The organism is Longimicrobium terrae (assembly GCF_014202995.1).
Lineage (GTDB): Bacteria > Gemmatimonadota > Gemmatimonadetes > Longimicrobiales > Longimicrobiaceae > Longimicrobium > Longimicrobium terrae.
The window spans coordinates 24,195-35,609 of sequence record NZ_JACHIA010000035.1 but is presented as its reverse complement, the minus strand read 5'-3'; the positions used below and the strand labels follow the sequence as shown (position 1 = coordinate 35,609).

General features: G+C 69.6%; 6 protein-coding genes. 5 read left to right on the top strand and 1 reads right to left on the bottom strand.

Annotated features, from left to right (window positions below):
- Positions 1-185 precede the first annotated feature (185 nt).
- On the bottom strand, positions 186-440 hold the full coding sequence (locus HNQ61_RS27645; protein WP_170032018.1) for a hypothetical protein: 255 nt from the start codon (positions 438-440) through the stop codon (positions 186-188).
- Positions 441-1,132: 692 nt separating this feature from the next.
- Between HNQ61_RS27645 and HNQ61_RS27640 the strand changes: the two genes are divergently transcribed.
- From HNQ61_RS27640 to HNQ61_RS27620, 5 genes are all read left to right on the top strand, one after another.
- Complete coding sequence (locus tag HNQ61_RS27640) at positions 1,133-4,171, top strand: SusC/RagA family TonB-linked outer membrane protein (protein ID WP_170032016.1); 3,039 nt, start codon at positions 1,133-1,135, stop codon at positions 4,169-4,171.
- A gap of 34 nt (positions 4,172-4,205) precedes the next feature.
- Positions 4,206-5,789, top strand: coding sequence for a RagB/SusD family nutrient uptake outer membrane protein (locus tag HNQ61_RS27635; protein ID WP_170032014.1), 1,584 nt, complete (start codon positions 4,206-4,208; stop codon positions 5,787-5,789).
- A 639-nt stretch (positions 5,790-6,428) separates the two neighbouring features.
- Positions 6,429-8,474, top strand: coding sequence for a glycoside hydrolase family 97 protein (locus tag HNQ61_RS27630; RefSeq protein WP_205761183.1), 2,046 nt, complete (start codon positions 6,429-6,431; stop codon positions 8,472-8,474).
- An 11-nt stretch (positions 8,475-8,485) separates the two neighbouring features.
- The gene (locus tag HNQ61_RS27625; RefSeq protein ID WP_170032010.1) at positions 8,486-9,673 is read left to right on the top strand and encodes an alpha/beta hydrolase-fold protein; all 1,188 of its coding nucleotides are present in this window, start codon (positions 8,486-8,488) and stop codon (positions 9,671-9,673) included.
- A 63-nt stretch (positions 9,674-9,736) separates the two neighbouring features.
- Positions 9,737-11,353, top strand: a complete 1,617-nt coding sequence (locus HNQ61_RS27620) for an alpha-amylase family glycosyl hydrolase (RefSeq protein ID WP_170032008.1) — start codon at positions 9,737-9,739, stop codon at positions 11,351-11,353.
- Positions 11,354-11,415: the final 62 nt, after the last annotated feature.

The following is an 11,415-nucleotide window of genomic DNA, read 5'->3' as shown; positions in this document are numbered from 1 at the left end:
AGTCCATCAACCTTCTGAACCGCCGTATACGGACCCGTACGTACGGTGGTGGGGGAGGGGGTGCCGGGGGTAACTCCGGCCCCCCTATCCCGATCCGGCCCATCAGTGCTTTCCGTCGCTGGATGGACGCGCCACGCGGTGCAGAATCGGCCGAACCCGCCGCGCGATCGCCATCATCCGAAGTATCACGCTCCCGCCATCACATCTTCCCTCATCCGCCACCGCACGCCGTTTACAGGCACCGGGTAGATGGCGACCTCCCAGTTTGGAAGACCGAAGAACAATCCGGGAAAGATCTGCCGGATGGAAGACGGAATTCTTTTGCCGATCAGAGCTTGCCACTCTTGGAGAATGCTCGGCCGACCGCGAGTGGCACCTTTCGGACTGCGGATTTTTACGGTGGCGGCAAAGGGAGATGAATGTGTGAGCGCATTCGTCATCGAAGGGCCTCTGAACCTCCTCTCGATGACCGTTTCACGCGCCCCCGATCACGGTCAGGAAGGGTAGCGGGACCGGCACGCCGGGCACGGACGATCATCAATCCCGAATCCAGCACCGGGCTCGGAAGGCGACAGACCGCATTCGCGCACTCGCACGCCAATCCCCGGATACCGCTCATGAATGCTGGTGATCAGATCACCTGACACGCGGATTGTGATGCGCCGCGACAAGAAGACCGTCGTTTTTCGCGTTCCGGCGAGCAGATTCCTGAGTTGAATCCGGAAAGCGCCCGTGGGGAAAGTGGCGGGTGTGGACGTCCATCCGTGACGTGCTCGCGGTGATTTTGGAAGCAATCGAAACAAAGCGTTGACACTGTGGCCGGCACCCCTCACTTTGGTGCAAATATGGGTCTGGAAGGAGTGTGCGGAAGATGGCGATCCGCCTGGATGCACTCCTTTCGCCGCTTGCGCAGCATCCGCCCGCCGCGGACATGCCCACGCAGAGCGGCGCCGCGGGCGATTCGCCGCCCCGGCGCCATCCACGATCCGCTCCCCCCGCGGGAGCCCGTTCCATCCCGACCACGCCCGAATTTTTCCAGCCGGCTCCGCGCCGGCACCCTCACCCTGCGCCCCTTCGCCACGCCGCGGCGGGCTCAGGATTTCTTGTTCAACCGGCAGTTGGAGGTCACACCATGGCTCTTGCTCGTCAGTTGCTTCTCGCGCTCGTCTTCGCCCTGCTGGGCACGGCGGGGCTGAGCGCGCAGAACTCCCCAGGAACCATCGCCGGCCGGGTCGTGGACGCCGCCACGCAGGAGCCGCTGGCCGGCGCCGGCGTGAGCGTGGCGTCGCGCAACGCCACCACCGGCCCCGACGGGCGGTTCAGCATCGCGGGCATTCCCGCGGGCAGCTACACCGTGCGCGTCAGCCGCATCAGCTACACCCCCGCCACCCAGTCCGTGACCGTGGCCGCGGGCGGAACCGCGACCGTGGAAATCGCCCTGACCCCCGGCCAGGCCGTGGTGCTGGAGAGCGTGGTGGCCGTGGGCTACGGCCAGCGCCGCGTGCGCGACGTGACCGGTTCGGTGGCCGCCGTGTCGCCGGGCGAGTTCAACACCGGCCGCGTGGTGAGCCCGGAGCAGCTCATTCAGTCCAAGGTGGCCGGCGTGCAGGTGGTGGACAACGGCGAGCCCGGCGGCGGCATGAACATCCGCATCCGCGGCGGCACCTCCGTCAACGCCAGCAACGAGCCCCTGTTCGTGGTGGACGGCGTGCCGCTGGCCGCGGGCGGCGGGCTGAGCGCCGGGCGCAATCCGCTGAACTTCATCAATCCCAACGACATCGCGCGCGTCACCGTGCTCAAGGACGCGTCGTCCACGGCCATCTACGGCTCGCGCGGCGCCAACGGCGTGGTGATCATCGAGACCAAGACGGGGACGCAGGGCGCCAACTTCGAGTACAGCAACTCGTTCAGCACCTCGCGCATCGTGGGCGAGCCGGACTTTCTGAGCACCGAGCAGTTCCGCGGCGTGGTGCAGGAGTTTGCGCCGGAGCGCATGAACCTGCTGGGGAGCACCAGCACCGACTGGCGCGACGCGGTGCAGCGCAACGGCGTGGGGCAGGAGCACCAGTTCGCCGTGGCCGGCAGCGGCGACAACATGAACTACCGCCTGTCGCTGGGCTACCTGGACCAGGAAGGCGTGCTGCGGGGGAGCAGCACCGAGCGGCTTTCGGGCGCGCTGAACTACAACCACCGCCTGTTCGCCAACCGGCTCAACGTGCGCGCCACCGTGCGCGGCGCCCGCACCAAGGACCAGTTCACCCCCGGCGGCGTGCTGGGCGCGGCCACCGTGTTCGACCCCACGCAGCCCATCCGCAACGCGCAGGGCGGCTGGTTCGAGCAGCCCTCCAGCCTGCCGCTGGCGCCCAACAACCCGGTGGCGGAGCTGGCGCTGGCACTGGACGACGGCACCACGTACCGCAGCATCGGCAGCCTGGAGGCGCAGTACCGCCTTCCCTTCCTGGAGCAGATCGCAGCCACGCTGCGCATCGGCTACGACGCCGCGCAGTCGGAGCGCCGCGGATTCCTGCCCAGCACGCTGCAGGCGCAGATTGAAAACCGCACCACCTGCTCGCGCGGCGCGTCCGATCCGCCGTGCCCCACGGGCCAGATCAGCCGCAGCACCCCGGACGAAAACACCGGCGTCATCGACGCGTTCGCCAACTACACCAGCCGCATCGCGCGGTGGAACAGCGACATCGACGCCACGGCGGGCTACTCGTACGAGAGCACGCACGCCGAGTCGCCCTTCTTTCAGGCGCGCGGGCTGAGCACCGACCTGCTGGGCCCCAACGGCGTGCCCTCCGCCCAGGAAGTGGTGTCGCGGCTGAGCGTGCGCGACAACAAGCTGGCCTCGTTCTTCGGCCGGGTGAACTACACGCTGGCCGACCGCTACCTGCTTACGCTGAGCGTGCGCCGCGACGGCTCGTCGCGCTTTGCGCCCGGCAACCAGTGGGGCACCTTTCCCGCCGCGGCGCTGGCCTGGCGCGTGTCGGACGAGGGCTTCATGGACAACGTGGAGTGGGTGTCGGACCTCAAGCTGCGCGGCTCGTGGGGCGTGAACGGCAACCAGGCCATCGGCGACTACCTGTGGGTGCCCGACTACCGCTACGGCGACGCCTTTACCCGGGTGCAGTTCGGCAACGAGTTCGTCACCACCATCCGCCCCACGGCGGTGGACCCCGACATCAAGTGGGAAGAAACGACCTCGTACAACCTGGGCCTTGACTACGGCCTGTTCAACGACCGCCTGACCGGCGCGGTGGAATACTACCACAAGGACACGGACGACCTGATCTTCCGCGTCCCGGTGGCGGCGGGCACCTACGTGTCCAACTTCGTAACCACCAACGTGGGCAGCGTGCGCAACCAGGGCGTGGAGTTCAGCATCAATGCCCGCGTGCTGGACGGCGGCCGCGACGGCTTCCGCTACGACGCCAGCTTCAACGCGGCGCGCAACCACAACGAGCTGCTGCGGGTGAACGCGGGCTCCGGATCGCAGACCATCGAGGTGGGCGACATCGCGGGCGGGCAGGGCAGCCGCATCCAGGTGCTGCAGCCGGGCAACCCGATCAACTCGTTCTTTGTCTACCACCACAACCGCGACAGCCGCGGCCGGCCGGTCTACTCCGACGTCAACGGCGACGGCACGCTGGACGACCTGGACCTGTACCAGGACCGCAACGAGGACGGCAAGATCACGCAGGACGACCGCGCCGCCTTCCGCAGCCCGGCCCCGGAGTGGCTGTTCGGCCACACCTCGCAGTTCGGCTTCCGCAGCCTGGACCTGAGCTTTACCCTGCGCGCCAACCTGGGCAACTACGTCTACAACAACCAGGCGAGCAACCAGGGCTACTACAACGCCCTCAAGAACGCGGGCGGCCTCACCAACCTGCACGCCTCGGTGCTGGAATACGGCTTCATGGCGCCGCAGTTCTTTTCGGACGTGTACGTGGAAGACGCGTCGTTCCTGCGCATGGACAACGTCACGCTGGGCTGGACGCTCCCCGTCGTGCGCGGGGTGCAGCGGGCGCGCGTGTACGGCACCGTGCAGAACGCCTTTACCGTCACCGGCTACAGCGGCGTGGACCCCACGGCGGGGCTCAACGGCATCGACAACAACATCTACCCGCGCTCCCGGACCTTTTCGGCCGGCGTGAGCCTCGGGTTCTGAGCGGGCACTTCTACACGGACGAGAAGGAACAGCCATGAACAGCAAGTCATGCAGAGTGCTCGCGGTGGCGGCCGGCCTGCTCCTGGGCGCGGCGGGCTGCACCGACATCACCACGGAACCGGTGAGCACCGTCAGCGGCGGCACCGTCTTCAACGACCCCGGCGCGTACCAGGCCTTTCTGGCCAAGCTGTACGCGGGCCTGTCCGTCACCGGGCAGCAGGGGCCTGACGGCGCCGGCGACGTGGCCGGGGTGGACGAGGGATTCTCGCAGTACGTCCGCCAGCTGTGGCAACTGGAGGAGCTGCCCACGGACGAGGCGGTGGTGGGGTGGGGCGACGCGGGGCTCCCCGAACTGAACCGGCAGCAGTGGGGGCCGGCCAACCAGTTCACCACGGCGCTGTACTACCGCATCTTCTTTCAGGTGGCGCTGGCCAACGAGTTCCTGCGCGAAGCGTCGGACGCCAAGCTGGCGTCGCGCAACGCCAGCCCGGAGCTGCGCACGCTGGTGAAGCAGTACCGCGCCGAAGCGCGCTTTCTGCGCGCGCTCAGCTACTGGCACGGCATGGACCTGTACGGCCCCATTCCGCTGGTGCGCGAGGACCGCACCGGGGTGGAGCCCCCCGCGCAGAACACGCGGCAGGAGATCTTCGACTTCATCGTCGCCGAGCTGAACGAGATCAAGGGCGACCTTCCGACCGTGGGCGAGGCGCAGTACGGCCGGGCGGACCAGGGTGCGCTGCAGATGCTGCTGGCCAAGGTGTACCTGAACGCCGCAGTGTACACCGGCACCCCGCGCTACGCCGAGGCGCGCGCGGCCGCCGAGGCCGTCATCACCAGCAACGCGTACCAGCTGGACCCCAGCTACCAGCACCTCTTTCTGGCGGACAACCACACGTCGCCGGAGATGATTTTTCCGGTGCCGTTCGACGGGCAGAGCACCCGCACGTGGGGCGGCATGACCTTTCTGGTGCACGCCTCCATCGGCGGCGCCATGAACGCGGCGGACTACGGCGTGGACGGCGGGTGGGGCGGCCTGCGCGCGCGTCCGGAGCTGTTCCGCCTGTTCCCCGGCGGCAGCGGCGGGCCGGACCGGCGTTCGCGCGTCTTCTTTACGCGCGGCCAGGACTCCATGGCCATCGCCGACCTGAGCAACTTCACGCAGGGGCCGGGCGCGCCCAAGTACCGCAACGTGACGTCGTCCGGCGCGCCGGGCGCCAGCGCCAGCTTTCCGGACACGGACTTTCCCATGTTCCGCCTGGCCGACGCGTACCTGATGTACGCCGAGGCGGTGCTGCGCGGCGGCGGCGGCACCCGCGGGCAGGCGCTCACCTACGTGAACGCGCTGCGGCAGCGCGCGTACGGCAGCGCGGCGGGCAACATCGCCGACGCGCAGCTCACGCTGGGCTTCATTCTGGACGAGCGGGCGCGCGAGCTGTTCTGGGAGGCGCACCGCCGCACGGACCTGGTGCGATATAACCAGTTCACTGAAAACGGCGTGTGGACGTGGAAGGGCGGCACGCAGGCGGGGCGCACCACGGCGGCGTTCCTGAACCTGTATCCCATTCCGTCTTCGGAGCTGCTGGCCAACCCGCTGCTCAAGCAGAACCCCGGGTACTGACGGTTGTCCCGCGCTCTCCGGGGATGTCCCGGGAGAGCGCGATCGGGACGCGGGGTCTGACCGCCCCGCGTCTCCTTTTGTGAGTGGTGACGAATCGCCGGACTGGACCCTGAGCACCGGGCACTGAGCACTGCTGTTCACGCACTCACGCACCCAGCACTCACGCACTTCCCTGGGCGTGCCCCTCCGCTGCGCTCCGGGTCGGGCTTCGCGCGCCGTAGGCAACGATACAGCTGTTGCCAACGGCGCCGAGCCCCCGGTTCGCGCCATGGTTGAGTTTGTGGAGCGGGTTCGATGCACGCGCGAACCGGGTTCTCGGCCCTACGGGCGCGAATCCCTCACGCGTGGCGGCAACCCGCGGACGCGCCCGCCGTCCCCAGCCGGCGGATGGCTTTCAGGCGCCAGCTTCGCGCGTCCCGCCGCGTCGGGCGCGACGGACGGTTTTCGGACCCATCTCGGAGCGTCCCTCCGCTCCTGGGTGAGGCGTCATCCGCACGAGCCGCGGATGCGTCCGCCGTTCCCGGGGTGACGGATGGTTCGGAGCGCTGACCGCGGCGCGTTTTGTCGTCCCTCGGGACGACGGTTGATTGACCGGCGCCAGCGGGCGCCGGCTTACGACACGGATCGAGGAGAATGCGGATGTACGGAAGGGTGCGCTTGCTGGCCCGCGCGCTGGCGGCTTCGGCGATGGTGTGCGCGTCCGCCGCGCAGGCGCAGGACACGCTGCGGGTGCGGTCGCCGGACGGGCGCAACGAGATCTCCGTCATGGTGCGCGACGGCGGGCTGTACTATGGCGTGCGCCGCGACGGACAGCCGGTGCTGAACGCGTCGCGCCTGGGCTTCGCCTTTCGCGGCGCGGATTCGCTGCGCGCCGGGCTGCGCATTGCCGGCAGCGCGCGCGATTCCGCGGACCAGACGTGGACGCAGCCCTGGGGCGAGGTGGCGCGCGTGCGCGACCGCCACAACGAACTGCGCGTGAACGTGGCCGAGGACCGCGCGCCCAACCGCCGCTTCGCGGTCGTCTTCCGTGCCTTCGAGGACGGCGTCGCCTTTCGCTACGAGGTGGCGGAAAGCCCGGGCTTCGCGGACTTCGAGATGATGGAGGAGCTCACCGAGTTCGCCCTTGCCGACAACGCGCGCGCATGGTGGATCCCCTCCAACCGCCCCGAGCCGGACCGGCAGGAGATCCTGTACTCCTCCGGCCCCGTCAGCCGGCTGGACAGCGTGCAGACGCCGCTGACGCTGCAGATGAGCAACGGCGTGCAGGTCGTCATCCACGAAGCCAACCTGGTGGACTACGCCGGCATGTACCTGGCGCGCACCGGCGACCGCACGCTCCGCAGCACGCTGGCCCGCTGGGCGGACGGCGTGGCGGTGCGCGGCCGGGCGCCGTTCGTCACCCCGTGGCGCACCATCCAGTTGGCGGACCGGCCGGAAGACCTGGCCCCCTCCGTCCTCACCCTCAAGCTCAACCCGCCCAGCCGCATCGCCGACACGCGGTGGATCACGCCGATGAAGTACAACGGCATCTGGTGGGGGATGCACGTCAACACGCAAACGTGGGGGCAGGGACCCATCCACGGCGCGACGACGGCGAACACGCGGCAGTACCTGGACTTTGCCGCGGCCAACGGGCTGGGCGGTACGCTGGTGGAGGGGTGGAACCTGGGGTGGGACGAGGACTGGTTCAACACCATGCAGGCCACCTTCTCGTTCACGCAGCCGTATCCGGACTTCGACCTTCCCGGCTTGGCGGCATACGCGCGGGAGCGCGGGCTCACGCTCATCGGCCACCACGAAACGGCCACCAAGATCGGCAACTATGAGCGGCAGCTGGACTCCGCCATGGCGCTGTACAGCCGCGTCGGCGTGCGCGCGGTCAAGACTGGATACGTGGGTGACCGCACGGAAGAAGGGCACGCGCACCAAGGCCAGTACATGGTGCGCCACCACCGCCGGGTGATGGAAACCGCCGCGCGCTACGGCATCATGCTGGACGTGCACGAGCCCATCAAGGACACCGGCGAGCGCCGCACCTGGCCCAATTACCTGTCGCGCGAAGGCTCGCGCGGCATGGAGTACAACGCGTGGGGCGGGGAAGGCGGCAACCCGCCGGAGCACGAAACCATCCTGTTCTTTACGCGCATGCTGGCCGGGCCCATGGACTTTACCCCCGGCATCTTCGACCTGCTCATCCAGCGCCCCACCGGCACGCCGCGCCGCCCGGACGAGGCGCGCCCGCGCACCACGCTGGCCAAGCAGCTGGCGCTGTACGTCGTCCTGTACTCGCCCATGCAGATGGCGGCGGACCTGCCGGAAAACTACGCCGGGCAGCCCGCCTTTCAGTTCATCCGCGACGTGGCGGTGGACTGGGACACCACGCGCGTGCTGGAGGGCCGCGTGGGCGATTACGTGGTCGTCGCGCGCAAGCAGCGCGGCGCGGAAGACTGGTTCCTGGGCGCCATCACGGACGAGGAAGGGCGCAACTTCGCCATTCCGCTCAGCTTCCTCACCCCCGGACAGCGGTACGTGGCGGAGATCTACGCCGACGGCCCGGACGCCAACTGGCGCGACAATCCGCTCCCCGTCGCCATCCGCCGCCAGGACGTGACCTCGGCGACCACGCTGAGCATGCTGCTGGCCCCCGGCGGCGGCCAAGCCGTCCGCATCCGCGCCGTCCGCTGAGGGCACTGGGGATGAAGGGAAGCGGGTCCGCCGCGCGGATCGCGGCCGCGGCGCTGCTGCTGGCCGCCGCTCCCGCGAGCGCGCAGCTGACGCTGCGGGTCGCGGTTCCCGCGACGACGCCGGCGGATGCGCCGGTGTATGTGGCAGGGAGCTTCAACGGATGGAACCCCGCCGCGCCCGCGTACCGGCTGCACGCGGCGGAGGGCGCGTACACGCTCACGCTCACGCTCCCGGACGAGGTGCGCGGGCCGGTCTCGTTCAAGTTCACGCGCGGCTCGTGGGACGCAGCCGAGGCGGACAGCGCCGGCGGCGACGCGCCCAACCGTACCTTCACCGTTCCCGCCACGGGCGCGGCGACGTACACCGGCGCGGTCGCCGCCTGGGTGAACCCGGCCACGCGCGCACCGCGCCGCTCCACCGCGTCGCGCTCCGTCTCCGTGCTCAACACGGCGTTCGCCATCCCGCAACTGGGGCGCACGCGGCGGGTGTGGATCTACCTGCCGCCGGACTACGCCTCCTCGACGGATTCCTTTCCCGTCCTGTACATGCACGACGGGCAGAACCTGTTCGACGCGGCCACCAGCTTCGCGGGCGAGTGGGGCGTGGACGAGGCGCTCGACAGCCTGCGCGCCGCGGGCGATCCCGGCGTCATCGTGGTGGGCGTGGACAACGGCGGCGCGCGGCGGCTGGACGAGTACTCTCCGTGGCGCAACACGCGGTACGGCGGCGGAGAAGGGGAGGCGTACGCGGACTTTCTCGCCTCGACGCTCAAGCCGTTCATCGACAGCCACTATCGAACACGGCCGGAGCGCGAGAATACGGGCGTGATGGGCTCCAGCATGGGCGGGCTCATCTCCCTGTACGCCGCGCTGCGCCATCCGGAGGTGTTCGGCCGCGCGGGCGTGTTTTCCCCCGCGTTCTGGTTCGCGCCGCAGATCTACGCCCTTCCGCGCGCCGCGCCCGGCCCGAAGCCGCGCATCTACATGGTCACCGGCGAGCGCGAAGGCGACACGCCGCTCATCTACGCGAACGACCACCGGCGCATGGCGGACTCGCTGGCCGCCGCCGGCTTCCCCGCCGCGGACGTGTACGCCGGGCTGCGCGCGGACGGCGAGCACGCGGAGTGGTTCTGGCGCCGCGAGTTTCCCGCCGCGTACCGCTGGCTCTTCGCCCGCCCGTCCGCCGGTCCGTCCCGATAGATGCCGGCCCCGCAACGACTTTCACCGGCGCCATCCGCGCCGCGCCACCCCGTGAGGAACCTGATGAAGCGTACCGCCGCCGTATTCGCCGCCCTGCTCGCGGGCGTCCCCGCCGCCGCGCACACACAGGCGGCGCAGCGCCCGTGGTGGAGCCACAACACGGTCTGCTACGAGGTGTTCGTCCGCTCCTTCTACGACAGCGACGGCGACGGCATCGGCGACCTGAACGGGCTGACGGAAAAGCTGGACTACATCAACGACGGCGACGCCGCGTCGCGCCGCGACCTGGGCGCCAACTGCATCTGGCTGATGCCCATCGCGGAATCGCCCAGCTACCACGGCTACGACGTGGTGGACTACTACCGGGTGGAGCGCGATTACGGCACCAACGACGACTTCAAGCGGCTCGTGGCCGAGGCGCACCGCCGCGGCATCCGCGTTCTGGTGGACCTGGTGCTGAACCACAGCTCCAGCGACCACCCGTATTTCAAGCAGGCGCTCATCGACCCCAACTCCCCGTACCGGTTGTGGTACGGCCTTTCGCCGACGAAGCCGGAAGGCCGCGGGCCTTGGGGGCAGGAGATCTGGCATCGCTCGTACAACCGCGACGAGTACTACTTCGGCCTGTTCGTCCGTGAGATGCCGGACCTGGACTACCGCAACCCGGCCGTGCGGCGCGAAGCGCAGAACATCGCGCGCTACTGGCTGCAGGACATGGGGGTGGATGGTTTCCGCCTGGACGCCGTGGCGCACCTGACCGAGGATGGCCCGGTGATGAAGAACGCGCCCAGCGTGCACCCCGTGCTGCGCGAATTCGCCGCGTACGTGCGGCAGGTGGCGCCCAACTCCTTTACCGTCGGCGAGGTGATGGACAGCACGGGCTCGCTCCCCGCGTACTATCCCGACCAGTTGGACTCGCACTTTGCCTTTGACGCCGCGGACGCGCTGATCAACGCCGCGCGGAGCGGATCGGCGCGGGCGCTCTTTCCCGCCATCATGCGGCTGCAGCGCGACATTCCGGCGCAGCGTTTTTCGCCCTTTCTGCGCAACCACGACCAGACGCGGGCCATGACGGACCTGCGCGGCGACTTCGCCAAGGGACGCGTGGCCGCCACGCTCATGCTCACCATGCCGGGCATCCCGTTCATGTACTACGGCGAGGAGATCGGGATCACCGGCGACAAGCCGGACCCGCGCCTGCGCACGCCCATGCAGTGGACCACCGGCCCCAGCGCCGGCTTCACCCGCGGGCTGCCGTGGGAGCCGCTGCAGCCGGATTCGCTGACCGCCAACGTGCAGGTGCAGGACGCCGACGCCGCCTCGCTGCTGAACCACTACCGCGCGCTGGTGCACCTGCGCACCTCGAGTCTGGCATTGGGCGCGGGCGAACTGGTTCCTCTCACCGCCAGCACGGACGCGGTGGCCGCCTACCTGCGCCGCGACGGCGCGCGCGTGGCGCTGGTCCTCGTCAACCTGGGCGCTACACCCGCCGCGGGCGTGACGATCTCCTCGGCGGACCGCGTGCTCCCCGCCGGCCGCTACGCCCCCGCGACGCTTCTCGGGGGAGCGACCGCGGCGGCGCTGCGGGTGGGCGCGGACGGCCGCATCCGTGGGTGGATCCCGGTCCCCACGCTCGCGCCCATGTCCAGCCACATCCTCGACCTTACGCCCGGCCGCTGACGCACCGCGAACCGTGCCGCCGCCGGACGGCCTCCGGCGGCGCCGCTCTCCTCATCCAACGC

What these genes read in the sequence shown, in the direction of transcription:
- HNQ61_RS27645 (WP_170032018.1), bottom strand. Translation starts at nt 440, where the DNA reads ATGACGAATGCGCTCACACATTCATCTCCCTTTGCCGCCACCGTAAAA.
- HNQ61_RS27640 (WP_170032016.1), top strand. Translation starts at nt 1,133, where the DNA reads ATGGCTCTTGCTCGTCAGTTGCTTCTCGCGCTCGTCTTCGCCCTGCTG.
- HNQ61_RS27635 (WP_170032014.1), top strand. Translation starts at nt 4,206, where the DNA reads ATGAACAGCAAGTCATGCAGAGTGCTCGCGGTGGCGGCCGGCCTGCTC.
- HNQ61_RS27630 (WP_205761183.1), top strand. Translation starts at nt 6,429, where the DNA reads ATGTACGGAAGGGTGCGCTTGCTGGCCCGCGCGCTGGCGGCTTCGGCG.
- HNQ61_RS27625 (WP_170032010.1), top strand. Translation starts at nt 8,486, where the DNA reads ATGAAGGGAAGCGGGTCCGCCGCGCGGATCGCGGCCGCGGCGCTGCTG.
- HNQ61_RS27620 (WP_170032008.1), top strand. Translation starts at nt 9,737, where the DNA reads ATGAAGCGTACCGCCGCCGTATTCGCCGCCCTGCTCGCGGGCGTCCCC.